General features: G+C 69.7%; 22 protein-coding genes. 15 read left to right on the top strand and 7 right to left on the bottom strand.

The genetic code is table 11. The features are described 5' to 3' along the window. Positions 1-48: 48 nt before the first annotated feature. Both ACFYXM_RS17585 and ACFYXM_RS17590 read left to right on the top strand, forming a co-directional pair. Positions 49-432: a transposase gene (locus ACFYXM_RS17585; protein WP_389290195.1), complete on the top strand. Its 384-nt coding sequence runs from the start codon at positions 49-51 to the stop codon at positions 430-432. After that, on the top strand, positions 432-863 hold the full coding sequence (locus ACFYXM_RS17590) for a hypothetical protein (protein WP_389290197.1): 432 nt from the start codon (positions 432-434) through the stop codon (positions 861-863). Before ACFYXM_RS17585 ends, ACFYXM_RS17590 begins: the two co-directional genes overlap by 1 nt. 121 nt (positions 864-984) lie before the next feature. On the opposite strand, the gene ACFYXM_RS17595 is transcribed toward ACFYXM_RS17590, so the two are convergent. From ACFYXM_RS17595 to ACFYXM_RS17620, 6 genes are all read right to left on the bottom strand, one after another. Next, the gene (locus ACFYXM_RS17595) at positions 985-1,146 is read right to left on the bottom strand and encodes a hypothetical protein (protein WP_389290199.1); all 162 of its coding nucleotides are present in this window, start codon (positions 1,144-1,146) and stop codon (positions 985-987) included. A gap of 168 nt (positions 1,147-1,314) precedes the next feature. Beyond that, the gene (locus ACFYXM_RS17600) at positions 1,315-2,844 is read right to left on the bottom strand and encodes a helix-turn-helix domain-containing protein (RefSeq protein WP_389290201.1); all 1,530 of its coding nucleotides are present in this window, start codon (positions 2,842-2,844) and stop codon (positions 1,315-1,317) included. Between the two features lie 242 nt (positions 2,845-3,086). Beyond that, the gene (locus ACFYXM_RS17605; RefSeq protein ID WP_389290203.1) at positions 3,087-3,710 is read right to left on the bottom strand and encodes an RraA family protein; all 624 of its coding nucleotides are present in this window, start codon (positions 3,708-3,710) and stop codon (positions 3,087-3,089) included. Between the two features lie 61 nt (positions 3,711-3,771). Then, the gene (locus ACFYXM_RS17610) at positions 3,772-4,053 is read right to left on the bottom strand and encodes a hypothetical protein (RefSeq protein WP_389290204.1); all 282 of its coding nucleotides are present in this window, start codon (positions 4,051-4,053) and stop codon (positions 3,772-3,774) included. Positions 4,054-4,118: 65 nt separating this feature from the next. Beyond that, positions 4,119-4,253, bottom strand: coding sequence for a hypothetical protein (locus tag ACFYXM_RS17615; protein ID WP_389290206.1), 135 nt, complete (start codon positions 4,251-4,253; stop codon positions 4,119-4,121). A 145-nt stretch (positions 4,254-4,398) separates the two neighbouring features. Next, positions 4,399-5,304, bottom strand: a complete 906-nt coding sequence (locus ACFYXM_RS17620) for a LysR family transcriptional regulator ArgP (protein ID WP_389290281.1) — start codon at positions 5,302-5,304, stop codon at positions 4,399-4,401. A 70-nt stretch (positions 5,305-5,374) separates the two neighbouring features. Between ACFYXM_RS17620 and ACFYXM_RS17625 the strand changes: the two genes are divergently transcribed. From ACFYXM_RS17625 to ACFYXM_RS17685, 13 genes are all read left to right on the top strand, one after another. Beyond that, positions 5,375-6,001, top strand: coding sequence for a LysE/ArgO family amino acid transporter (locus tag ACFYXM_RS17625; RefSeq protein WP_389290207.1), 627 nt, complete (start codon positions 5,375-5,377; stop codon positions 5,999-6,001). Positions 6,002-6,274: 273 nt separating this feature from the next. Then, positions 6,275-8,989, top strand: coding sequence for an aconitate hydratase AcnA (acnA, locus tag ACFYXM_RS17630; RefSeq protein ID WP_389290209.1), 2,715 nt, complete (start codon positions 6,275-6,277; stop codon positions 8,987-8,989). Positions 8,990-9,209: 220 nt separating this feature from the next. After that, a complete protein-coding gene (locus tag ACFYXM_RS17635) occupies positions 9,210-9,857 on the top strand; it encodes a histidine phosphatase family protein (protein WP_389290211.1) in 648 nt (215 codons plus the stop codon). Between the two features lie 505 nt (positions 9,858-10,362). Continuing rightward, positions 10,363-10,509, top strand: a complete 147-nt coding sequence (locus ACFYXM_RS17640) for a hypothetical protein (protein ID WP_389290212.1) — start codon at positions 10,363-10,365, stop codon at positions 10,507-10,509. Between the two features lie 425 nt (positions 10,510-10,934). Further along, positions 10,935-12,380, top strand: a complete 1,446-nt coding sequence (gene ngcE / locus ACFYXM_RS17645) for an N-acetylglucosamine/diacetylchitobiose ABC transporter substrate-binding protein (protein ID WP_389290214.1) — start codon at positions 10,935-10,937, stop codon at positions 12,378-12,380. 53 nt (positions 12,381-12,433) lie between these two features. Beyond that, on the top strand, positions 12,434-13,357 hold the full coding sequence (locus ACFYXM_RS17650; RefSeq protein ID WP_389290216.1) for a carbohydrate ABC transporter permease: 924 nt from the start codon (positions 12,434-12,436) through the stop codon (positions 13,355-13,357). Between the two features lie 79 nt (positions 13,358-13,436). Further along, entirely contained in the window at positions 13,437-14,354 is a 918-nt protein-coding gene (locus ACFYXM_RS17655; protein ID WP_389290218.1) for a carbohydrate ABC transporter permease, read from the top strand. 259 nt (positions 14,355-14,613) lie between these two features. Beyond that, entirely contained in the window at positions 14,614-15,813 is a 1,200-nt protein-coding gene (locus ACFYXM_RS17660; protein WP_389290220.1) for an ROK family protein, read from the top strand. A 121-nt stretch (positions 15,814-15,934) separates the two neighbouring features. Next, on the top strand, positions 15,935-17,035 hold the full coding sequence (locus ACFYXM_RS17665; protein WP_389290222.1) for a substrate-binding domain-containing protein: 1,101 nt from the start codon (positions 15,935-15,937) through the stop codon (positions 17,033-17,035). A 318-nt stretch (positions 17,036-17,353) separates the two neighbouring features. Continuing rightward, positions 17,354-18,148, top strand: a complete 795-nt coding sequence (locus ACFYXM_RS17670) for an ATP-binding cassette domain-containing protein (RefSeq protein ID WP_389290224.1) — start codon at positions 17,354-17,356, stop codon at positions 18,146-18,148. Then, complete coding sequence (locus ACFYXM_RS17675; RefSeq protein ID WP_389290226.1) at positions 18,145-19,524, top strand: sugar ABC transporter permease; 1,380 nt, start codon at positions 18,145-18,147, stop codon at positions 19,522-19,524. The genes ACFYXM_RS17670 and ACFYXM_RS17675 overlap by 4 nt, the downstream gene beginning before the upstream one ends. 304 nt (positions 19,525-19,828) lie before the next feature. Continuing rightward, entirely contained in the window at positions 19,829-21,766 is a 1,938-nt protein-coding gene (gene dxs, locus ACFYXM_RS17680; protein ID WP_389290283.1) for a 1-deoxy-D-xylulose-5-phosphate synthase, read from the top strand. A 266-nt stretch (positions 21,767-22,032) separates the two neighbouring features. Next, positions 22,033-23,544: an amino acid permease gene (locus tag ACFYXM_RS17685; protein ID WP_389290228.1), complete on the top strand. Its 1,512-nt coding sequence runs from the start codon at positions 22,033-22,035 to the stop codon at positions 23,542-23,544. 19 nt (positions 23,545-23,563) lie between these two features. Here ACFYXM_RS17685 and ACFYXM_RS17690 read toward each other — a convergent pair whose 3' ends face one another. Beyond that, positions 23,564-23,953, bottom strand: a complete 390-nt coding sequence (locus ACFYXM_RS17690; RefSeq protein ID WP_389290230.1) for an NTP pyrophosphohydrolase — start codon at positions 23,951-23,953, stop codon at positions 23,564-23,566. Positions 23,954-24,010 lie beyond the last annotated feature (57 nt).

Here is a 24,010-nt window from a genome sequence, read left to right on the forward strand (position 1 = left end):
GATACCTGGAGACTGGGATCTGAGAGGTTCCAGAGGAAGTAGTGCCAGGTGGGAAGCAAGTACACGAAGCGGTACTCCGACGACTACAAGCGGGACGCGATCGAGCTCGTGGGCTCGTCGGGACGGACGGTGACCGATGTCGCCCGCGAACTCGGCATCAACTCCGAGAGCCTGCACGGCTGGGTCAAGAAGGCCAGGGCGCGGGGACTGAGCATCGTGTTGCACCATCAGGATGCCACCGCTGCGGCACAGCGTCACATGCACGGCGCTGTGGCGCGGATCGAAGCGACGGGCCTGAAGACCGAAGCCCAGTCGTCCGCGTACGCGCAGATGCTCCGTACGACGCCGTACGTCGTGGCGGTGGCCGGTGACCGGCGGCAGGCGCTCGGGTCCGCCGATGCGATCGTCGCTAGGGTCGGTGCCGAGTCCTGATGTTCGAACTCGTCCTCGCAGGTCTTGTCCTGGCGGTCCCGGCAGGGTTGCTGATGCTGCGCCATGGCGCGAAACGGCCCCCGCCGTGGCACAAGCAGCCCGTCGCCCTCCTCGGTGCCGCCCTGATCTTCGGGAGCCTCGCGGCCAATGTGTGGGGCTTCGGCATCTTCTCAGGCGGTCTGGACGTACAGGAAACCTGCGAGCTCACCCTCCACACCACCTACGACCAGGCGTGGCGGGACCGTACAGGTGTGGATGGCACGTCTTACTTCCCGTTGTCCGACGCGTGCAACGAGCATGTCGGCCTCGTTCCCTCATGGGTGAACCCCACGATCGTCGCTCTCGCTGTCCTCGCCGTCGGCGCTCTTGTCCTTGCCCTCTTCCGGATCGCTCGCGCGATCCTCCACAGGGGGCAACCGGCCTCCTCGTGAGCGGTACAACCAGCTGTGGGCGTCTGCGCGCCCATGCTTTCGGCCTCGCTCCAGCCACCGCCTGGAGCCCGCCCACCGGATTGGGGTGGCCGGTTTTCGGATGGCGTCCCGCCGACTGTACTCATTCGCGGTTCGGAGTGGTCAGTTCGGCTCGGACGGTCTTGCCGCTGGGCGGATGGGGAACCGTCTCCCAGCGGTTGGAGAGCGCGGCGACGAGTGCGAGGCCGCGACCGCCGGTATGGAGCGCGTCGCGTACTGCGACCCGGCGGTTCGTGCACCCCATTCGCTACCGCGTCGCCGAGAAGGGCCGCAGAGGCCGAGACTTGCTTCTTTTTTGAACGTGAACAGGCGCAGAGTCCCAGAGCTGTCACGCGGGTGCCGTCGCACCTCCTTCCTGCTTGCATTCGGGCAGGTCGAGTAAGCGTGCGACGGCACTACATTGTGGAGCCCCTCAGATGTCCCTGAAGATCTCGATCTGTGCCCCCACGGAGTTCAGGCGCTCCGCCAGCTCCTCGTAACCGCGGTTGATGACGTACACGTTGCGCAGCACGGACGTGCCCTCGGCCGCCATCATGGCGAGCAGCACGACCACGGCGGGGCGCAGCGCGGGCGGGCACATCATCTCGGCGGCGCGCCACCGGGTCGGGCCCTCGACCAGGACCCGGTGGGGGTCGAGGAGTTGGAGCCTGCCGCCGAGCCGGTTGAGGTCGGTGAGGTAGATGGCGCGGTTGTCGTAGACCCAGTCGTGGATGAGGGTCTGACCGTGTGCCGAGGCGGCGATCGCCGCGAAGAAGGGCACGTTGTCGATGTTGAGCCCGGGGAACGGCATGGGATGGATCTTGTCGATCGGCGCCTCCAGCTTGGAGGGGCGGACCGTGAGATCGACCAGTCTGGTACGGCCGTTGTCGGCGACGTACTCCGTCGTACGGTCGCAGTCGACGCCCATCTCCTCCAGCACCGCGAGCTCGATCTCCAGGAACTCGATCGGTACCCGGCGGATCGTCAGCTCGGACTCCGTCACCACGGCGGCGGCCAGCAGGCTCATCGCCTCGACCGGGTCCTCGGAGGGGGAGTAGTCGACGTCCACGTCTATGTGCGGGACGCCGTGCACGGTCAGAGTCGTCGTGCCGATGCCGTCGACGCGTATGCCCAGCGCCTCCAGGAAGAAGCAGAGGTCCTGGACCATGTAGTTGGAGGAAGCGTTGCGTATGACGGTCGTGCCGTTGTGCCGGGCGGCGGCCAGCAGCGCGTTCTCGGTCACGGTGTCGCCGCGTTCGGTCAGCACGATGGGGCGGCCGGGGGTGACCGCGTGGTCGACCTGTGCGTGGTACAGGCCCTCCGTCGCGGCGATCTCCAGTCCGAACCGGCGCAGCGCGATCATGTGCGGCTCGATGGTCCGCGTACCGAGGTCGCAACCGCCCGCGTACGGGAGCTTGAACGAGTCCATGCGGTGCAGCAACGGGCCGAGGAACATGATGATGGACCTGGTCCGGCGGGCGGCGTCGGCGTCGATGGCGTCCATGTCGAGCCGGGCGGGCGGGACGATCTCCAAGTCGGTCCCGCCGTTGATCCAGCGGGTTCGCACGCCGATGGAGTTCAGGACCTCCAGGAGGCGGTAGACCTCCTCGATGCGGGCGACGCCGCGCAGCACGGTACGGCCCTTGTTGAGGAGTGAGGCGCAGAGGAGTGCCACGCACGCGTTCTTGCTCGTTCTGACATCGATGGCGCCCGAGAGCCGGCGTCCTCCGACCACGCGCAGATGCATGGGCCCGGCGTAGCCGAGAGAAACGATCTCGCTGTCGAGCGCTTCACCGATGCGCGCGATCATCTCAAGGCTGATGTTCTGGTTGCCGCGCTCGATGCGATTGACGGCGCTCTGACTGGTGGCGAGCGCCTCGGCGAGCTGACTCTGTGTCCAGCCCCGGTGCTGACGGGCGTCACGTATGAGCTTGCCGATGCGTACGAGGTAATCGTCTGACATGGCGAAAGGCTATCTCAGATATGAGATGCGCCTTCCGGTGGGGTGCGCCGTTCGGGTGACGACGGTGCGCAGGCGCGACTATTGGCCGCTCACGTGCACGTCAGAGGCGCGGCACGGCACGGGTGGCACGTGCGTTCCATGGTCCACCCGGTCCGCCGCCCCGGCGCGCGGAGTGCGCCCGTTCGGGGACGGGGACGGGGACGGGGACGGGGACGAGGACGAGGACGAGGGGACGGGCGGGATCAGTCGGTGAAGCCGCCCTCGGCCAGGATGCCGTCGACCCGGGCGCGGTGCGCCTCCTGCCAGGTGTCGAGGGTCTCCCGGGCCTCCTCGGCGAGCTTCTTGCGGGCTTCGAGGAGCACTTGTTCGCGGCGGGCGCCCGGGGTGACCACGACGCCCTCTTCGTCGGCCACCACGATGTCGCCGGGGTGGACCTCCACTCCGCCGCACCGCACCGGGACGTTGAGCGGTCCGACGGCCTTCTTCACTCCCGGGACGGGCATGACGCCCCTGGCGAAGACGGGAAAACCCAGCTCGCGCACCTCGGCCAGATCGCGGATCACCCCGTCGGTCACGAATGCCGCGACCCCGCGACGCCGGGCGATGGCGCAGACGTTTCCTCCCGCGAGTGCGTAGTCCACGTCCCCCGCCTCGACGACGATGACCGAACCGGGTTCCGCGCGGTAGATGGCCGCGTGCAGCATCAGGTTGTCGCCCGGAGGGCACCGCACGGTGAACGCAGGTCCGGCCACGCGCGGGGGCGACGACCACAGCGGGCGGATGCCGATGTCCATGACGTGTTCGCGGCCCAGGAGTTCGGCGAGGATGGTCGGGGATATGCCGTCGAACGCGGCGATGTCATTCATGCTTCTCCTTCGCTCGGGTGCTCGCGCCACCGGGCGATGGCACGGCCCGTGTCGCAGTGGGTCAGGTGTCGTGCAGGCCGTCCCAGGGGGCGCCGAACCCGAGGCCGTCGGGGAGGAGTTCGGCCCGGTCGTCCTGGCCGTCGCCGTCCTCGTGGCGTTCCGTGACGAGGACGAAGAGCGCACCGTCGACCGTCAGCCGGAAGGGACGGACCGCGATGTCCCCGCACGCGTCCGGGAGGGCATGGGTGACCGTGGCCAGGAACCGTCCGTCCGCGTAGTGCCCGATGGTGTCGGTCCGGTGGTCCGGCTCGTGGGCGATGGGGACGACCGCGGGAACAGCCATGCCGGGATCATAGACACGGTGCCGGACGGCCGGGAAGACGGGCCAGGAAGGCCGTGAGTGTGGGCTCAGACGTGGAGTTCGGGCGGCAGACCCGTCCGGCGCAGGTCGGCGGGAAGGCGTCCCGTGTCGTTGCAGAGCAGCACGGAGGCGGGGCGGCCGGGGGCGTAACGGACGAGGTGGCGTGCGGCTGTTGCGGCCATGGCGTGCGGCGCCCTTCGACGAGTCCTGGTCCCTGCGTGTCCTGAATCCGTGGACGTCCTTCCGGGCGGACGGGGTTCCCGCAGCCGTCGCCCCGCCCTGCCGGTTCCGGCGCCGGCCGGCGGGCGGCGGAACGCGGGGACGCCGTCAGCCCTGGGGGTGCAGGGTCTCGGCCGCCACGGCCGAGACCGTCCGCGCCACGAGGGCGAGCGCGGGCACGTCCAGCTTCCACTGCTGCCAGTACAGCGGTACGTCCACACGCCGCCCCGGGGCCAGTTCGACGAGGGCGCCCGACCGCAGCAGGGGCTCCGCCTGCGGCTCCGGGACCAGCCCCCAGCCCAGACCGGAGGCCACCGCGTCGCAGAAGCCCTCCGACGTGGGGACGTGGTGGCGCAGGCGGCCGGCGCCCGAACCGTCGGGCGTGAGGGACCGGACGAACCGGTCCTGGAGGTCGTCACGCCGGTCGAAGACGATCACCGGCGCGTCGGCCAGGCGGCGCTCCAGCGGCCCCGACGACAGATGGCGCGCCGCGAACCCCGCACTCGCCACCGGCAGGTAGCGCGCGAGGCCCAGCGGGCGCACCGTGCAGCCCGCCACCGGCTGCGCCGACGACGTCACCGCCGCCATCACCTGGCCTTCGCGCAGCAGCGCCGCGGTGTGCGCCTCGTCCTCGCGGTGCAGGTCGAAGCAGATGGGCGGGTCCTGCGGCACCCGGGTCAGGACGGGCAGGAACCAGGTGGCCAGGGAGTCCGCGTTCACCGCGATGGGCACCCGGGCCGGGCCCGCCCCGGTCGCGATCCCCAGCTCCGCGCGCGCATCCCGTTCCAGAGCGGCCAGCTGGCGCGCGAACCGCACCACCACCTGCCCGGAGTCCGTCGGCCGCACCGGCTTCGTACGCATCAGCAGCACCCGCCCGGTGCGCTGCTCCAGCTCCTTGACCCGCTGGCTGACCGCCGAGGGCGTCACGTGCAGCGCCGCCGCGGCGGCGTCGAAGGTGCCCTCGTCGACGACGGCGAGCAGCGTACGCACCTGGTCGAAGGGGAGATCCGCCATCACGGCGGCTAATGCTACGTAAGAAACTTCAGCTGTACTGATGTCACGGCGGGCCATAGCGTCGGACGACATGAACAGCGGTGTCCTCTCGGCGGCCCTCGCCGGATTCGGTACGGGCATGTCCCTCATCGTCGCCATCGGAGCGCAGAACGCGTTCGTCCTGCGCCAGGGTGCTCGCGGGCAGGCCGTGCTCGCGGTGGTCGGCATCTGTGCCGCGTCCGACGCGGTCCTCATCGCCCTCGGCGTGGCCGGGCTCGGTGCCGTGGTCACCGCGTGGCCCGCCGCCCTGGCTGCGGTCGGCCTGGTCGGCGGCGCCTTCCTGATCAGCTACGGCGTGCTGGCCGCCCGCCGGGCGCTGCGACCCGCCGCCGGACAGTCGCTGACGGCGGGGGGCGCCGCCGCGGGCTCCGTCCGTGCCGCGGTGCTGACCTGCCTGGCCCTGACCTGGCTCAACCCGCACGTCTACCTGGACACCGTGCTGCTGCTCGGCTCGGTCGCCGCCGACCGCGGCCCGCTGCGCTGGGTCTTCGGTCTCGGCGCGATGCTGGCGAGCCTGGCGTGGTTCGCGGGTCTCGGCTACGGCGCCCGGCTCCTCGGCGGTGTCCTGGCCCGCCCCGGCGCCTGGCGGGTGCTGGACGCCCTGGTCGCGGCCACCATGCTCGCGATGGGCGTCCTGCTGCTGGCACGTACCTTCTGATCCCGCCCCTGCCGAAGGCCCGGACTCCGCGGCGGTCGGCCCTCGGCCGCGGCGGACACGGGTGCCCGCGCATGACCGGGCAGCGGTGATGTACTAGAGTTATCTCGACATCGAGATATTTGCCGAAGGCGCACCGCAGTCCGCCATCGGGTAAGGGTTACCTAACTAAGTCTTACCTTAACGGATGGGCGAGGGGCCGCAGGCGGCACCACGCGGCGCCCGCCGTAATGAGGCGCGGCGCGGAGTACGCGCACATTGATGAAGGAGACTGTCGTGTCGGCGAACAGCTTCGACGCCCGCAGCACGCTGCGCGTGGGCGACGAGTCGTACGAGATCTTCAGGCTGGACAAGGTCGAGGGCTCCGCGCGCCTCCCGTACAGCCTGAAGGTGCTCCTGGAGAACCTGCTCCGCACCGAGGACGGCGCGAACATCACCGCCGACCACATCCGGGCGCTCGGCGGCTGGGACTCCCAGGCGCAGCCCAGCCAGGAGATCCAGTTCACCCCGGCCCGCGTGATCATGCAGGACTTCACCGGCGTGCCGTGCGTCGTGGACCTCGCCACCATGCGTGAGGCCGTGAAGGAGCTGGGCGGCGACCCGGCCAAGATCAACCCCCTCGCCCCGGCCGAGCTGGTCATCGACCACTCCGTCATCGCCGACAAGTTCGGCACGAAGGACGCCTTCGGCCAGAACGTCGAGCTGGAGTACGGCCGCAACAAGGAGCGCTACCAGTTCCTGCGCTGGGGCCAGACCGCCTTCGACGAGTTCAAGGTCGTCCCGCCGGGCACCGGCATCGTCCACCAGGTCAACATCGAGCACCTGGCCCGCACGGTCATGGTCCGGGGCGGCCAGGCGTACCCCGACACCCTCGTCGGCACCGACTCGCACACCACGATGGTCAACGGCCTGGGCGTGCTGGGCTGGGGCGTCGGCGGCATCGAGGCCGAGGCCGCGATGCTCGGCCAGCCGGTCTCCATGCTCATCCCGCGCGTCGTCGGCTTCAAGCTGACCGGCGAGCTGAAGCCGGGCACCACCGCCACCGACCTCGTGCTGACCATCACCGAGATGCTCCGCAAGCACGGCGTCGTCGGCAAGTTCGTCGAGTTCTACGGTGAGGGCGTCGCCGCCACCTCCCTCGCGAACCGCGCCACCATCGGCAACATGTCGCCCGAGTTCGGCTCCACCGCCGCGATCTTCCCGATCGACGGCGAGACGCTGAACTACCTGCGCCTGACCGGCCGCAGCGAGCAGCAGGTCGCGCTCGTCGAGGCGTACGCCAAGGAGCAGGGCCTCTGGCTGGACCCGGCCGCCGAGCCGGACTTCTCCGAGAAGCTGGAGCTCGACCTCTCCACGGTCGTCCCGTCGATCGCCGGCCCGAAGCGCCCGCAGGACCGCATCGTCCTCGCCAACGCCGCCGCGCAGTTCGCCCAGGACGTCCGCAACTACGTCACCACCGCCGACGAGGCGGGCCAGGAGTCCTTCCCGGCCTCCGACGCCCCGGCCGTCAGCAACGGCATCCCGTCGAACCCGGTCCAGGTGACCGCCCCCGACGGCACCACCTACACGATCGACCACGGCGCCGTCACCGTCGCCGCGATCACCTCCTGCACCAACACCTCGAACCCGTACGTCATGGTCGCCGCCGCGCTCGTGGCGAAGAAGGCGGTCGAGAAGGGCCTGACCCGCAAGCCGTGGGTCAAGACCACCCTCGCCCCGGGCTCGAAGGTCGTCACCGACTACTTCGACAAGGCGGGCCTGACCCCGTACCTCGACAAGGTCGGCTTCAACCTCGTCGGCTACGGCTGCACCACCTGCATCGGCAACTCCGGCCCGCTGCCGGAGGAGGTCTCCAAGGCGGTCAACGAGCACGACCTGGCCGTGACCTCGGTGCTCTCCGGCAACCGCAACTTCGAGGGCCGGATCAACCCCGACGTCAAGATGAACTACCTGGCCTCCCCGCCGCTGGTCGTCGCGTACGCCCTCGCCGGTTCGATGAAGGTGGACATTACCAAGGACGCCCTCGGCGTCGACCAGGACGGCAAGCCGGTCCACCTCGCGGACATCTGGCCGACCGAGGCCGAGGTGAACGAAGTCGTCGCCAACGCCATCGGCGAGGACATGTTCAACAAGTCCTACCAGGACGTCTTCGCGGGCGACGCCCAGTGGCAGGCCCTGCCGATCCCGACCGGCAACACCTTCGAGTGGGACGCCGAGTCGACCTACGTCCGCAAGCCCCCGTACTTCGAGGGCATGACGATGGACCCGGCCCCGGTCGAGGACATCGCCGGTGCCCGGGTGCTCGCCAAGCTCGGCGACTCGGTCACCACCGACCACATCTCCCCGGCCGGTGCCATCAAGGCCGACACCCCGGCCGGCAAGTACCTCACCGAGCACGGTGTGGAGCGTCGTGACTTCAACTCCTACGGCTCGCGCCGGGGCAACCACGAGGTCATGATCCGCGGCACGTTCGCCAACATCCGGCTGCGCAACCAGATCGCGCCGGGCACGGAGGGCGGCTACACCCGCGACTTCACGCAGGACGACGCGCCGGTCTCCTTCATCTACGACGCCTCGCAGAACTACCAGGCCGTCGGCATTCCGCTGGTCGTCCTGGCCGGCAAGGAGTACGGCTCCGGCTCGTCCCGCGACTGGGCCGCCAAGGGCACCGCGCTCCTCGGCGTCAAGGCCGTCATCGCCGAGTCGTACGAGCGCATCCACCGCTCGAACCTCATCGGCATGGGCGTTCTCCCGCTCCAGTTCCCGGAGGGCGCGAACGCCGAGTCCCTCGGCCTGACCGGCCAGGAGACCTTCTCCTTCACCGGCGTGACCGAGCTGAACGACGGCACCACGCCGCGCACGGTCAAGGTCACCACCGACACCGGTGTGGAGTTCGACGCGGTCGTCCGCATCGACACCCCCGGTGAGGCGGACTACTACCGCAACGGCGGCATCATGCAGTACGTGCTGCGCAGCCTGATCCGCAAGTAGGCGACGCCGGGCGGCCGGTCGGCCGCCCGAACGGCAAGGGGCCGCATCCCGGAGCACCGGGGTGCGGCCCCGCGCGTCTTCGCGCGACACCCGGGGGCGGGCGCACCGCCCACCGGCCGGGGGAATGCGATCGTGGGCCCGCGGGTTCCCCGCACAGCGCCACTGGCACGGGGAAGGCACGGCCACTGGCACGGAGACGGCACAGGAGGCGGAACGCACCATGGGCGAGTTGATCCTGATCCGGCACGGCGAGACCGAGTGGTCGCGGTCCGGTCAGCACACCAGCTACACCGATCTGCCTCTCACCCCGTTCGGCGAGCGCCAGGCCCTCGCGCTGACGCCCCTGCTCGCCGAGCGGCGGATCGCGCTCACCCTGGTCAGCCCCTCGGCGCGCGCCCGGCGCACCGCCGAACTCGCCGGGCTCGCCGCTCCGCGCATCACGTCCGATCTGCACGAATGGGACTACGGAGGCTACGAGGGCGTCACCACCGACGAGATCCACCGCACCCGTCCCGACTGGAACCTGTGGACCGACGGCGTCGCCCCCGGCCTCGACGCGCACCGCGGGGAGACTCCCGCCGAGGTCGGCGCCCGGGCCGACCGGGTGCTGGCCGAGGTGGCGCGCGAGGCGGGCCGGGACGGGGACATCGCCCTTGTCGCCCACTCCCACTTCCTGCGGGTGCTCACCGCCCGCTATCTCGGGCTGGCACCCGCCGGGGGCACGCTGTTCCAGCTCGCCACGGGGGCCGTGTCCCGGCTCGGCACGGAGCACGGCAATCCGGTGATCACGGCGTGGAACGTGTGCCTGCCGGAGAGCCTCTTCCCGCAGCGGACGCCGGAGGGGCCGGAGGGGCCTGAGCAGGCCTGAGCGGGCCTGAGCGGGCCTGAGCGGGCCTGAGCGGTGGGCGGGGCGTCGCCCCCGCCCGTACGGCCGTGGCGCGCCCCGGCCGATGCCCCGAGGAGGGGCGCCGGCCGCGCACGTGGGAGAAGGCGGTGAGGAACGGGGGCGCGATCGAGGGGGACCGCCTCGACCGGTTCCGGGAGGCCGGACTCCGGCCGGGCGGTGGGCTCGAACGGCAGCCGCCCGCTGCCGGGCTCCCCGTCGACCAGGCTCTCCTTCACCTCGTCGCCGGTGTTCTCCGCACCGGCCCGGACGTCTGTCACTGTGTCGGTGACCTTGCCCGGTATTCCAGTGGAGAATCCGCCGTCGGCACCCGATGACCGCTTATTTCCGTCGGGACCCTCTTCGACGGTGTTGCGCCGGTCCGGTCGGCCTGCGTTCGATTCGAAAGTCGAACGGAATGTCCGTGCCGTAGATGGGCTTTTGGTCCCGCACGCCGTTTTCGGGCGACCGTGCCGCGGCGGGGGCGATCATGATCAATTCCGGTGAAGCCGCGATCGATGCGGTCGCCGCGGCCGTGTCACCCACGAGGTCCATGTCGGGGCCGCATGCCGAGCAGTACTTTCCGGAGGTGCATCCGGGCAACGTTGTCACGCCGATACGCATGGTGCGGCAGTGAGCCAAGTTCCGGATGTGTCAAGGGTGTTGGCGGCGTTTCGTCGAGGGAATCCACGGTGGTGCGGAATTGCTCGTGCCGGGGCCGGAACGTGCGAGGGGCACGTATCCGCGAGGTCTCAACTCGGGAAAGACTGCTGCTCAACTTGCATTCGATCTTGCTCAGTTGGGCGCGAGTGGACTATACCTGTCGGCGTCCGCGCAGCGTTTCACGGTGACGCGGGCAAGGGGGCGAGGGGTGGGTTCGCAGGGCACGAAGGTGTCCGCGTCGGCTGTTCTTTCCCGAACTCCCATTGCACGTGGCTAGCCTGAAACATCAGCACTACCCAAGCGCAACTGACCGCGGTGGCGGGGCCCTTCGCCTGAGGCGAATATCGACGGGCGACCGGTACACACCGCCTGAGTCCTGGAGAAGGCGAGGACTTGAGCATGGGATCCACCTCCGCCCACAAGAATGAGGGCCTCGGCCGTCGCGATGTGATCAAGCGATCGGCCGCACTCGGTCTGCTCACCGTGCCGACGATGAGCTTCCTGGCGTCGTGTGCGAGCGGCGGCGACGGCGGTGACGAGAAGGTCGAGAAGGGCAAGGTCACCAAGAAGAACCCGCTCGGCGTCAACGAGACGGCCCCGCTCGAAGTCGTCATCTTCAACGGCGGATTCGGTGAACAGTACGCCCTCGACGCGGAGAAGAGGTACAACGAGGCCTTCCCGAAGGCCCCGAAGGTCAAGCACGTCGCGACGCAGAAGATCCAGTCGCAGCTGCAGCCCCGGTTCAACGGCGGCACCCCGCCGGACCTGATCGACAACTCGGGTGCCGAGCAGATGGACATGGGCATCCTGGCCGGCAAGAAGCAGCTCACGGACCTGACGACGCTCATGGACGCCCCGTCCTACGACGACCCGAACAAGAAGGTCCGCGACACCCTGCGCCCGGGCGTCCTGGAGATGGGCCAGCTGGAGGGCGACCCGGTCTGGATCATGTACTACGCGTACACCGTGTACGGCGTCTGGTACTCGCAGACCGCGCTCGACAAGCTCGACGCGAAGTACCCGCAGACCTGGGACGAGATGCTCGCCCTGTGCGCGAAGGCGAAGAAGCAGGGCATCGCCGGCTGGACGTACCCGGGCAAGTACCCCTACTACCTGGCGTACTCGCTCTACCCGTTCATCGCTAAGATCGGCGGCCGCGAGGTCCTCGACCGGATGGACAACCTGGAGCCGAACGCCTGGAAGGACCCCGCGGTCAAGGCGGCGTTCGAGGCGTACTACGAGCTGTACCGGAAGGGGTACATCCTCCAGGGCACCCCCGGGCTGACCCACATCCAGTCGCAGACCGAATGGACCAAGGGCAAGGCCCTGTTCATCCCGAACGGTTCGTGGGTGGAGAACGAGGCGGCGCCGACGACGCCCGACGACTTCAAGATGATGGTGTCGGCACCGTCCGGCCTGGACGCCTCCGACAAGATGCCGTTCGGCACCATGTGGGCCTCCGGCGGCGAGCCCTTCATCGTCCCGGCCAAGGGGAGGAACCCCGAAGGCGCCATGGAGCAGCTGCGCATCATGCTCTCCGAGGAGTCCTCGAAGAACTTCACCAAGCAGGTCAAGTCGCTCACGTCCTTCAACGGCGGCACCGACGGCCTGACCCTGTCGACCGCCCTGCAGTCGGGTGTCGACGCGCTCAAGCTGGCCGGCGACAACGTGCTGAACCCGCGTCTCGAGGGCTGGTACTCGAAGTTCCAGAAGGAACAGGTCGGCATCGCCGGTCTCGGCGAGATGCTGGCGGGCCGCGCGACCCCGGCCGAGACCATCAAGAAGATCCAGGCCTTCGCCGACGCGACGGCCAAGGACCAGTCCATCAAGCACTACAAGCACTAGTGAGCAACCGTCACCAGCGGCGGCACCCGCGGAAAGATCGGGGTCGGTAAACGATGCAGCATGGCAAGTACCGTTTCATCGTGGGATTCCTGCTGGTCCCACTGGCGCTCTACGCGGTCTTCGTGATCTGGCCGTTCGTCCAGTCCATCTACTACTCGTTCACGGACTGGACCGGCCTGAGCCCCGACTTCAAGATGGTCGGGTTCGCCAACTACACGAAGATGCTCAAGGACGACATCTTCTGGAAGTCCTTGCAGCACAGCGTGCTGCTCGTGCTCCTGCTGCCGCTGGTGACGCTGGGCCTGGCGCTGTTCTTCGCCTTCATGCTCAACGTGGGGGGCCGACGGCGCAAGAACGCCACGATCTCCGGCGTGCGCGGCTCGGGCTTCTACAAGATCGCCTACTTCTTCCCGCAGGTGCTCTCGATCGTCATCGTCGCCCTGCTGTTCCAGTTCGCGTTCAACCCCCGCAGCGGCATGATCAACGGGACGCTGAAGACGCTCGGCCTGGACTCCGTCCAGCCGGAGTGGCTCGGCGACCCGAACCTGGCGCTCATCTGCGTGATGACGGTCCTGGTCTGGTCGACGGTCGGGTTCTTCGTCGTCCTCTTCTCCGCCGGCATGGCGTCCATCCCCAAGGACTTCTACGAGGCGGCGCTCCTCGACGGAGCCAGTCGCATCACCACGTTCTTCCGGATCACGCTCCCGCTGCTCTGGGACACGGTGCAGTCGGGCTGGGTCTACATGGGGATCCTGGCCCTCGGCGTGGAGGCGTTCACCGCCGTGCAGGTCATGACCGTGGGCCCCGGTGGTCCCGACTACTCGACCACGGTCCTGCCGCTGTACGTGTACCAGACGGCCTTCCGCGACGGGCAGGCCGGATACGCGACGACGATCGGTGTCGGGCTGCTCGTCGTCACCATGGCCTTCGCCGCCATCGTGATGCGTCTGGGCCGGCGCGAGCGGCTGGAGTTCTGATGCGGCGATCAACGGGAATCCCCGGCAGGCACCACAGGTCGGCCTCCGTGTCCGGCTCGACAGTACGAGGTGAGTACGCGTGAAGACCACTGACACCCCGCCCGCGGCCCCGGCGCGGCGACCGGCCCCCGTGACCCGGGCGACGGCGCCCGCGGCCAAGGAGAAGAACAGCGAGGGCCAGGTCCTCAACGTCTTCTCGCACGGCGTGCTGATCATCTGGGCCATCCTGGTCGTCATGCCGCTGCTCTGGGCGGTGATGGCGTCGTTCAAGACGGACGACTCGATCCTGTCGACCCCGTGGGAACTGCCCGACACGCTGCACTTCGAGAACTGGTCGCGCGCCTGGAGCCAGGCGCACATGAGCGACTACTTCCTCAACACCATCGTGGTGGTGGGCTGTTCGCTCGTCGGGACCCTTCTGCTGGGCTCCATGGCGGCGTACGTCCTGGCCCGGTTCGACTTCCCCGGCAACCGCTTCGTCTACTTCCTGTTCATCGGCGGGATGAGCTTCCCGATCATCCTGGCGCTGGTGCCGTTGTTCTTCGTCATGAACAACATGGCCCTGCTGGACACGCGGCACGGACTGATCCTGGTCTACATCGCGTACTCGCTGCCGTTCACGGTCTTCTTCCTCACCTCGTTCTTCCGGACGCTGCCGACCTCGGTGGCGGAGGCGGCGATGCTCGACGGAGCCTCGCACACCCGGACCTTCTTCCAGGTGATGCTGCCGATGGCGAGGCCCGGCCTGATCAGCGTCGGGATCTTCAACTTCCTCGGACAGTGGAACCAGTACATGCTGCCCACGGTGCTGAACACCGACCCGAACCAGCGGGTGCTCTCCCAGGGGCTGGTCGAACTGGCCAACAGCCAGGGGTACAAGGGCGACTGGTCCGGCCTGTTCGCCGGTCTGGTGATGGCGATGCTGCCCGTCCTCGGGGCGTACATCGTCTTCCAGCGCCAGGTCGTGGCGGGGCTCACGGCCGGGGCGGTGAAGTAGCGCCGCGCCCCACCCCGCCGTCCCGCTCCAAAACCGCCCGTCGGCCCCGTGCCGACGGGCGGTTCCGCGTGCGCAGGCCCCCTTCTCCGGGGCCGGACAGGGGGAGCGGTGGCACGTGCCCGCGCGGATCCCGGCCGGGCACGCCGTTCGGGCGGCGGGTGCTTTCGGGTGGGCTCGGAGGCTCAAGGTCTTGACGGGGAGTGCCGCAAAACGCTCAGCTTGGAGTTCACATCTTGGAGAGAACACTAGGAGTGAGTCGATGGAGACTCCGGGGTCGCAGACATCCCTGCATCGCGCCAACCTGGAGCGGGTCGTGCGTGCGGTACGCATGGCCGGCTCGCTCACCCAGGCGGAGATCGCACGGAGCACCGGCCTTTCGGCGGCCACCGTCTCCAATATCGTTCGTGAACTGAAGGAAGGCGGCACGGTCGAGGTGACCCCCACCTCGGCGGGCGGCCGCCGGGCCCGCAGCGTCTCGCTCAGCGGCGACGCGGGCATCGTGGTGGGTGTCGACTTCGGCCATACGCATCTGCGGGTGGCGGTGGGCAACCTCGCCCATCAGGTGATCGCGGAGGAGGCCGAGCCGCTGGACGTCGACGCCTCGTCCGAGGAGGGCTTCGGACGCGCCCAGCGGCTGGTCGAACGGCTGATCGGGGCGACCGGGATCGGCCAGGACAAGGTGATCGGGGTGGGGCTCGGCGTGCCCGGCCCGATCGATGTCGAGTCCGGAACGCTGGGCTCCACGTCGATCCTGCCGGGCTGGAAGGGCATCAATCCCCGTGAGGAACTGGCGGGGCGCCTCGGCGTGCCGGTGCACGTCGACAACGACGCCAACCTCGGGGCGCTCGGGGAGCTGGTCTGGGGGAGCGGCCGGGGGGTGAAGGACCTCGCGTACATCAAGGTCGCCGACGGCGTCGGGGCGGGCCTGGTGATCGACGGCCGCATCTACCGCGGGCCGGGCGGCACGGCCGGCGAGATCGGGCACATCACGCTCGACGAGTCGGGGCCGGTGTGCCGCTGCGGCAACCGGGGCTGCCTGGAGACGTTCACGGCGGCGCGCTACGTCCTGCCGCTGCTCCGGCCCGGCCACGGCCCCGACCTCACCATGGAGGGGATGGTCGGGCTGGCCCAGGAGGGGGACCCGGGCTGCCGCCGGGTGGTCGCCGACGTCGGGCGCCACATCGGCAGCGGGGTGGCCAGCCTCTGCAACCTGCTCAACCCCAGCCGGGTGGTGCTCGGCGGGCCCCTCGCCGAGGCGGGCGAACTGGTGCTCGCGCCGATCCGCGAATCGGTCGCCCGTTACGCCATCCCCAGCGCCGCCAGACAGCTCTCGGTGCTGCCCGGGGCGCTCGGGGGGCGGGCCGAGGTGCTGGGCGCGCTCGCCCTGGTGCTCAGCGAGATGGGGGATTCCACCCTTTTGGGAAGCGCCTTGCCGACAAAGGGCCCTGCCTTCACTTAGAGAATGAATGGCACCGTTGTCATCTTGTTAATGATTTACTCCTTGACGCTCACTGCAAGGCCGAGTTGACTGCCTGCCACCTCGGCCGCGGTGCCGCGGCCTCGTCATGGAGGCAATCCGTATGAAGAACGCAACGACACGTCGCATCGTCATAGGAACGGCCGCACTCTCCATGGCCGTCTCCCTCGCCGCCTGCGGCAAGGCCGGCGGTGACGACACGGCCGGCGGCGGAGGTGACGGCAGGACCATCGGTCTGCTGCTGCCGGAGAACAAGACCACCCGGTACGAGACCTTCGACCGCCCTCTCATCGAGGCGAAGGTCAGGCAGTTGTGCGGCGACTGCGAGGTCAAGTACAGCAACGCGGCGCAGCAGAGCGACACCCAGAAGAAGCAGTTCGACGCCCTCGTCACGCAGGGGGTGAAGGTCATCATCCTGGACTCCGTCGACTACAAGGCCACCAAGTCCTGGGTGCGGCAGGCCGAGAAGAAGGGCGTCGAGGTCGTCGCGTACGACCGCCTCGCCGAGGGCCCGATCTCCGCGTACGTGTCGTACGACAATGAGAAGATCGGCCGCCTCCAGGGCGAGGCGCTGGTCAAGGCGCTCGGTGCCAAGGCCGCGGAGAGCGGCGTCGTCATGATCAACGGCTCGCCGACCGATCCGAACGCCCCGTTCTTCAAGAAGGGCGCGCACAGCGTCCTGGACACCCGGGTCAAGAAGATCGTCTACGAGCAGGACATCCCGGACTGGTCCCCGGACGAGGCCAACAAGAAGATGGGCGCGGCCATCGACTCCCTGGGCAAGGGCGGTTTCCAGGGCGTCTACTCCGCCAACGACGGCATGGCCGGCGGCATCATCACAGCGCTGAACAAGCGCGGCATCAAGGTCCCGGTCGGCGGCCAGGACTCCGAACTCGCCGGTCTCCAGCGGATCCTCAAGGGCGACCAGGCATTCACGATCTACAAGCAGATCGAGCCGGAGGCGGAGACCGCCGCCGAGATCGCGGTCAGGCTCCTCAAGGGCAAGAAGTTCGACGATCTGACTCCCACTCAGGTCGACAGTCTCTCGGGGGAGTTCAAGGGCATCCCGGCCCGGTTGTACGACGCGCAGGTCGTGACCGGGGAGAACGTCGCGAGCACGATCATCGCCGACCAGGTGTACAAGGCCGCGGAGATCTGCACGCCCGAGTACAAGGCGGCCTGCGAGGCGGCGGGGATCAAGTAGGGCGCCGCGCTCCTGTTCGGCCCGTGCCATGAGCCGGCTCGGCATCCGTCCCGGTCCGTACCCGGTCACGGTCCCTACCCGGTCCTGGTCCGTACCCGTCCCCGGCCCGTCCGCGGTGACGCTTCCGTACCCGGCCGGTGCCGTTTCCGAGTCGGTCCGGCGGCCCGGGCGGTTCCCCGGTCCGGGCCGCGGCCACGGGCCTCCCGGCCGTCCGGCGCCCGCCCCGTCGGCGCCCCGCAAGCAGGGGTGTGCGCCGGACCTCCCCCCACGCACCCCCGTGCTCGGCACACCATTCCCGCCGGTCAGGCGGTGAAGGAGATGATTCACGTGTCCGCTCCACCCGTGCTGGCGTTACGCGGAATCTCCAAGCGGTTCGGCGCCGTCCAGGCGCTCACCGACGTGGACCTGGAGATCCGCTCCGGTGAGGTCGTCGCCCTGGTCGGCGACAACGGCGCCGGCAAGTCGACCCTCGTCAAGACCGTCTCGGGCGTCCACCCGATCGACGAAGGCGTCATCGAATGGGAGGGCGCACCGGCCCGTGTGAGCCGGCCGAACGACGCCCAGGCCCTCGGAGTCGCCACCGTCTACCAGGACCTGGCACTCTGCGACAACCTCGACGTCGTCGCCAACCTCTTCCTCGGCAGCGAACTGCGCAAGGCGTCCGTCCTCGACGAGATCGCGATGGAGAAGCGCGCCCGGGAACTGCTGGACACCCTCTCCATCCGCATCCCGAGCGTCCGGACGCCCGTCGCCGCGCTCTCCGGAGGCCAGCGCCAAGTCGTCGCCATCGCACGAGCGTTGATCGGCGACCCCAAGATCGTCATTCTGGACGAGCCGACCGCGGCCCTCGGCGTCGAGCAGACCGCCCAGGTGCTCGACCTCGTCGAGCGGCTGCGCGAGCGCGGCCACGGTGTCCTCCTCATCAGCCACAACATGGCCGACGTACGGGCCGTGGCGGATCGGGTCGCGGTGCTCCGGCTCGGCCGCAACAACGGCTTCTTCGACGTGGCGGGCACCACCCACGAAGAGATCATCGCCGCCATCACCGGCGCCACCGACAATGCCGTCACACGCCGCCGGGCCCGCAGGGCCACGAAGGAGGACGCGAAGTGAGCGACCTCGCCAAGTCCCCCGATCTTCCCGACGGTTCCGGGAACTCCGAGAGCTCGCGGTCCCCGGAGGCCGCGGAGCGTCCCCGCAACCCCGGGAACCCCGCGACCCCGGCGCGGACCGCGTCCGAGCGGCCTGCGGAAGCATCCGTTCCCGCCGCCGACCCCCGGCTGCTCGTCCGCGAGGCGAGCTTCAGGGGGTACTGGGCCGAATTCGGCCGCAAGGTGCGCGGAGGCGATCTCGGCTCGCTGCCGGTCCTCGTCGGCCTGGTCGTCATCGCGATCGTCTTCCAGCTCCGGAACGACAACTTCCTCTCCGCCGGTTCCGTCGCCAACATCGCCGTCTACAGCTCCGGCCTCGGCATCATGGCGGTCGGCATCGTGTTCGTCCTGCTGCTCGGCGAGATCGACCTCTCGGTCGGCTCCGTCGCCGGGGTCGGCGCGGCCGTGTGGGCCGTGCTCGACGTCAACCGCGGCTGGAACGAGTGGCTCGCGATCGTCGCCGCCCTGCTCTCCGGGGCGGCCCTCGGCGCACTGCACGGCTTCTTCTTCGCCCGGATCGGCGTACCGGCCTTCGTGGTCACCCTGGCCGGATTCCTTGGCTGGAGCGGGCTCCAGGACTGGATGATGGGCGGCGAGGGATCGATCAACACGCCGTCCGGCAGCGTCGTCGAGGACCTGACCAACTACTTCTTCGAGGACAAGGCCGCCGGCTACGGGCTCGCCCTGGTCGCCGTCCTCGCGTACGCCGCCTCGCTCCTGGTGGACGGCCGGCGCCGCCGGGCCGCCGGCCTCCCCGCCCGTACCGACGGCGAGGTCGTGCTGCGCACCGCGGCCGTCGCGGTCCTGTGCTTCGCCGTCGCGTACGTGCTGAACGAGCCCCCGGGGGCCCGGGGGCTGCCGCTGGCCCTGGTGCTGTTCCTCGCCGTCCTGGTCGTCGCGGACCTCGTCGCCCGGCGCACGAGCTTCGGCCGCCGGGTCTTCGCCGTCGGCGGCAGCCCGGAGGCCGCGCGCCGGGCCGGTATCGACGTCGCCCGGGTCCGGATCGCCGTGTTCGCGCTGTCCGGCACGCTCGGCGCGTTCGGCGGCCTGTTCATCGCCAGCCTGTCCGGCGGCGCCACCAAGAGCGTCGGCGGCGGCAACACACTCATGCTGGTCATCGCCGCGGCCGTCATCGGCGGCACCAGCCTCTTCGGGGGCCGCGGCAAGGTCTGGTCGGCGCTGCTCGGCATGATCGTGATTCAGTCGATCCAGCAGGGGCTGAACATGATCGGCATGGCCAACGCCATCCAGTACATGATCACCGGCGCGGTGCTGCTGGCCGCCGTGGTCATCGACTCGGTCTCCCGACGCACCCAGAAGACCGCGGGACGCGCGTGAGCCCGCACCGCCCGGCTTCGGGGTCCGGTGCCCGTCCCGGCGCCGGGCCCCCGCGCGGTCCCGGGCCCGTCACGCACCGTGCGTGCGCGGGCCCGGCGCACGCCGTCGCGTACCGGGTGTGCACGCGGTCGTGTTCCGGTCGTGTACCGAGTCCGTCCCGAACGCCCCGCCCGATGACCCCCCGAACGGACGGAACACTAGACTCATCGGATCGGCATGCTTGACCCAGCTCAAAACGCAAGGAGGCACGGTGACACAGCCGCGCGAAACGCGTCGTGCAAGGGCGGCGGTGGGCGGGTGGGATCTGCTGACCCGCATCGCTGGACCGCGTGACCTGGACCGGCTCACTCCCGAGCAGCTGGACCGGCTCGCCGAAGAGATCCGGACCTTCCTCGTCGACGCGGTCTCGAAGACCGGCGGCCATCTCGGCCCCAACCTGGGTGTGGTGGAACTCACCATCGCCCTGCACCGGGTCTTCGAATCGCCAAAGGACAAGGTGCTGTTCGACACCGGTCACCAGAGCTATGTGCACAAGCTCCTCACCGGTCGTCAGGACTTCTCGAAGCTCAAGAGCAAGGGCGGCCTCTCCGGCTACCCCTCCCGCGCGGAGTCCGAGCACGACATCATCGAGAACTCGCACGCCTCCACCGTGCTCGGCTGGGCCGACGGCCTGGCCAAGGCCAACGAGCTGCTCGGCAAGGACGACCACGTCGTCGCGGTCATCGGTGACGGCGCACTCACCGGCGGCATGGCCTGGGAGGCGCTGAACAACATCGCCGCGGCCAAGGACCGCCCGCTCGTCATCGTCGTCAACGACAACGAGCGTTCCTACGCGCCGACCATCGGCGGTCTCGCCAACCACCTCGCGACGCTGCGCACCACCGACGGCTACGAGCGTTTCCTGGCCCGGGGCAAGGACATCCTGGAGCGCACCCCCGTCGTCGGGAGGCCGCTCTACGATACGCTGCACGGCGCGAAGAAGGGGCTGAAGGACTTCATCGCCCCGCAGGGCATGTTCGAGGACCTCGGCCTGAAGTACGTGGGCCCGATCGACGGCCACGACATCGAGGCCCTGGAGTCCGCGCTCCAGCGCGCCAAGCGCTTCGGCGGACCGGTCATCGTGCACTGCCTCACCGAGAAGGGCCGCGGCTACACCCCCGCCCTCCAGGACGAGGCCGACCGCTTCCACGCCGTCGGCAAGATCCACCCCGACACCGGTCTCCCGGTCGCCACCGCGGGCCTCGACTGGACCTCCGTCTTCGGCGAGGAGATGGTCAAGCTCGGCAAGGAGCGCAAGGAAATCGTCGCGATCACCGCGGCCATGCTCCAGCCGGTCGGCCTCACCGGGTTCGAGAAGGAGTTCCCGGACCGGATCTACGACGTCGGCATCGCCGAGCAGCACGGCGCGGTCTCCGCGGCCGGTCTCGCGACCGGCGGGCTGCACCCGGTCTTCGCGGTGTACGCCACCTTCCTCAACCGCGCCTTCGACCAGGTCCTGATGGACGTCGCGCTGCACAACTGCGGAGTGACCTTCGTCCTCGACCGGGCCGGGGTCACCGGCACCGACGGCGCCTCGCACAACGGCATGTGGGACATGTCGATCCTGCAGTGCGTGCCCGGACTCCGGATCGCCGCCCCGCGCGACGCCGACCAGGTGCGCGCCCAGCTCCGCGAGGCCGTCGACGTCGACGACGCACCGACCGTCGTCCGCTTCTCCAAGGGCGCGGTCGGCCCGGCGGTCAAGGCCGTGCGCCGGGTCGGCGGCATGGACGTCCTGCGCGAGCCCGGCACCGACCGGCCGGACGTCCTGCTGGTCTCCGTCGGCGCGCTCGCTCCGATGTGCCTGGAGATCGCCGACCTGCTCGACGCCCAGGGCATCTCGACGACCGTGGTCGACCCGCGCTGGGTCAAGCCGGTCGACGACGCCATGGCCCCGCTCGCCGAGCTGCACCGGGTCGTCGTCACCGTCGAGGACAACAGCCGGGCCGGGGGCGTCGGCTCCGCCGTCTCCCAGGCGCTGCGCGACGCCGGGGTGGACGTGCCGCTGCGCGACTTCGGCATCCCGCCGCGCTTCCTGGACCACGCCTCCCGCAAGGAGGTCATGGCCGAGATCGGGCTGACCGCGCCGGACATCGCCCGCCAGGTCACGGGTCTGGTCGCCAGGCTCGACGGGCGTTTCGGAACGGGCGCGGACGACGACTCCGTGGGCGGCGGCTCCATGATCGAACCGGTCCGCGACTGACGTCCTCACCCGGGCTTCCCCGGCGGGCCGCCGGTCCCGCGTGCGGCACGGTCCGGTACGCGCGACGCGGTCCGTGAACCGGGCGGATCCGGGCCGATCCGGTCCGGTCCGTACGAGCGACCTCCGGCACGGCCGAACGGGCCGGTCGAACCACCCTGTACGAGTGGTTCGACCGGCCCGTTCGCGTGAAATCCTCCGGTGCACGGTCCTTCGCCGCCGAAGCTCCCAAATCATGGCGTACACGACGAGTGCGTGGAGGTACGCCGGTGACCGCCCAGCAGGACACACCACCCAGCAGTGACGGACTGTTCCGGACCAAGACGGTCGAGCAGTCCATCCGCGACACCGAGGAACCGGAACACGCGCTCAGGAAGTCCCTCTCCGCGCTGGACCTCACCGTCTTCGGAGTGGGCGTCATCATCGGCACCGGCATCTTCGTGCTCACCGGCAAGGTGGCCAAGGAGACCGCGGGTCCGGCCACCGCCGTCGCGTTCGTGCTCGCCGGAGTCGTCTGCGCCCTGGCCGCGCTCTGCTACGCCGAGTTCGCCTCCACGGTCCCGGTCGCCGGTTCCGCGTACACCTTCGCCTACGCCTCGCTCGGTGAACTCGTCGCCTGGATCATCGGCTGGGACCTGGTGCTGGAGTTCGCCCTCGGCACGGCGGTGGTGGCGGTCGGCTGGTCCGGCTACGTCCGCTCGCTGCTGGACAACTTCGGCTGGACCTTGCCGGACGTGCTCTCGGGAACGGATGTGGCGAAAGGATTCGGCTTCGACATCCTGGCCTTCGTCCTGATCCTCGTCCTGACCGTGGTGCTGGTGCTGGGCATGAAGCTCTCGGCCCGGGTCACGTCCGTCGTGGTCGCCATCAAGGTCGCCGTGGTACTCGCCGTGATCATCGCGGGACTTTTCTTCGTCAAGGCCGAAAACTACCGGCCGTTCATCCCCGAGGCGCAGCAGCAGCCCCCCGGTTCCGGGCTGACCGCGCCGCTGATTCAGCTGATGGCCGGGTACGCGCCCACGAACTTCGGCGTCATGGGCATCTTCACCGCCGCCTCCATCGTCTTCTTCGCCTTCATCGGCTTCGACGTGGTGGCGACCGCGGCCGAGGAGACGAAGCTCCCGCAGCGCGACATGCCGCGCGGCATCCTCGCCTCGCTGTTCATCTGCACCGCGCTCTACGTCGCCGTGTCCCTGGTGGTCACGGGCATGGAGCACTACACCCGGCTGTCCGTCGAGGCCCCGCTGGCCGACGCGTTCAAGGCCGTCGGTCATCCCGTCTACGCCGGGCTCATCAGCTTCGGCGCAGCGATCGGCCTCACCACGGTCTGTCTCATCCTGCTGCTCGGCCAGACCCGGGTGTTCTTCGCGATGAGCCGGGACGGGCTGCTCCCGCGGTTCTTCTCCAGGACGCACCCGCGCTTTCGCACCCCGTACCGCCCGACCGTCCTGCTGGGCGTGGTCATCGCGGTCGTCGCCGGGTTCACCAGCCTCCACGAACTCGCGACGCTGGTGAACATCGGCACGCTCTTCGCGTTCGTCGTCGTCGCCCTGGGGGTACTGGTGCTGCGCCGCACCCGCCCCGAGCTGCACCGGGCCTTCCGCACCCCGTGGGTCCCGCTCGTCCCCGCCCTGTCGGTGATGGCCTCGGTCTGGCTGATGCTCAATCTGCCGGCGGAGACCTGGCTGCGGTTCGCCGTCTGGATGATCCTCGGAGCGATCATCTACTTCGTGTACGGGCGCGGGCACAGCGGGCTCAACGAGCCCGTCGGCCGACCGTAGGGCCGGGCGGCGACCGCCCTCAAGGGCGCGAGGGCCGCACCGCGCGCGGCCCCACGCACCGCGCGCCGTACGCCTCGACGCGGCGCCGCAGTTCCCGGTCCGCGGTGACGACGACACAGGCGCGGTCGCCCGCCGCCGCGGCCAGTTCCACGATCCGGTCGTCCCCGCTCCCGGGGGCCGGATCCACCCGCACCCCGGGGACCGGGTCGACACCCCGGGCAGCGCCCTCGACGACCAGCACCAGATCGACGGGGCCGGGGACGTCCGCCGGCCCGTGCCCGGCCAGCGGGACCAGCGCGTCGCGCAGCCGAACGGCCGCGCCGTGCCGGTCCCGCCACCAGCCGTCCGGCACCGACCCGACCACGTTGGCCGCGTCGACGATCACCAGGGTGGTCCGTTCGTTCACCATGCCGGAAGCGTGCCACGCGCCGACGGCCCGTGCGGCGGCGACCGCACGCGCCGGGCG

The organism is Streptomyces sp. NPDC002476 (assembly GCF_042889785.1).
Taxonomy (GTDB): Bacteria; Actinomycetota; Actinomycetes; order Streptomycetales; family Streptomycetaceae; genus Streptomyces.

What these genes read in the sequence shown, in the direction of transcription:
- ACFYXM_RS17590 (WP_389290197.1), top strand. Translation starts at nt 432, where the DNA reads ATGTTCGAACTCGTCCTCGCAGGTCTTGTCCTGGCGGTCCCGGCAGGG.
- ACFYXM_RS17595 (WP_389290199.1), bottom strand. Translation starts at nt 1,146, where the DNA reads ATGGGGTGCACGAACCGCCGGGTCGCAGTACGCGACGCGCTCCATACC.
- ACFYXM_RS17600 (WP_389290201.1), bottom strand. Translation starts at nt 2,844, where the DNA reads ATGTCAGACGATTACCTCGTACGCATCGGCAAGCTCATACGTGACGCC.
- ACFYXM_RS17605 (WP_389290203.1), bottom strand. Translation starts at nt 3,710, where the DNA reads ATGAATGACATCGCCGCGTTCGACGGCATATCCCCGACCATCCTCGCC.
- ACFYXM_RS17610 (WP_389290204.1), bottom strand. Translation starts at nt 4,053, where the DNA reads ATGGCTGTTCCCGCGGTCGTCCCCATCGCCCACGAGCCGGACCACCGG.
- ACFYXM_RS17615 (WP_389290206.1), bottom strand. Translation starts at nt 4,253, where the DNA reads ATGGCCGCAACAGCCGCACGCCACCTCGTCCGTTACGCCCCCGGCCGC.
- ACFYXM_RS17620 (WP_389290281.1), bottom strand. Translation starts at nt 5,304, where the DNA reads ATGGCGGATCTCCCCTTCGACCAGGTGCGTACGCTGCTCGCCGTCGTC.
- ACFYXM_RS17625 (WP_389290207.1), top strand. Translation starts at nt 5,375, where the DNA reads ATGAACAGCGGTGTCCTCTCGGCGGCCCTCGCCGGATTCGGTACGGGC.
- ACFYXM_RS17635 (WP_389290211.1), top strand. Translation starts at nt 9,210, where the DNA reads ATGGGCGAGTTGATCCTGATCCGGCACGGCGAGACCGAGTGGTCGCGG.
- ACFYXM_RS17640 (WP_389290212.1), top strand. Translation starts at nt 10,363, where the DNA reads ATGATCAATTCCGGTGAAGCCGCGATCGATGCGGTCGCCGCGGCCGTG.
- ngcE (WP_389290214.1), top strand. Translation starts at nt 10,935, where the DNA reads ATGGGATCCACCTCCGCCCACAAGAATGAGGGCCTCGGCCGTCGCGAT.
- ACFYXM_RS17650 (WP_389290216.1), top strand. Translation starts at nt 12,434, where the DNA reads ATGCAGCATGGCAAGTACCGTTTCATCGTGGGATTCCTGCTGGTCCCA.
- ACFYXM_RS17660 (WP_389290220.1), top strand. Translation starts at nt 14,614, where the DNA reads ATGGAGACTCCGGGGTCGCAGACATCCCTGCATCGCGCCAACCTGGAG.
- ACFYXM_RS17665 (WP_389290222.1), top strand. Translation starts at nt 15,935, where the DNA reads ATGAAGAACGCAACGACACGTCGCATCGTCATAGGAACGGCCGCACTC.
- ACFYXM_RS17670 (WP_389290224.1), top strand. Translation starts at nt 17,354, where the DNA reads ATGATTCACGTGTCCGCTCCACCCGTGCTGGCGTTACGCGGAATCTCC.
- ACFYXM_RS17690 (WP_389290230.1), bottom strand. Translation starts at nt 23,953, where the DNA reads ATGGTGAACGAACGGACCACCCTGGTGATCGTCGACGCGGCCAACGTG.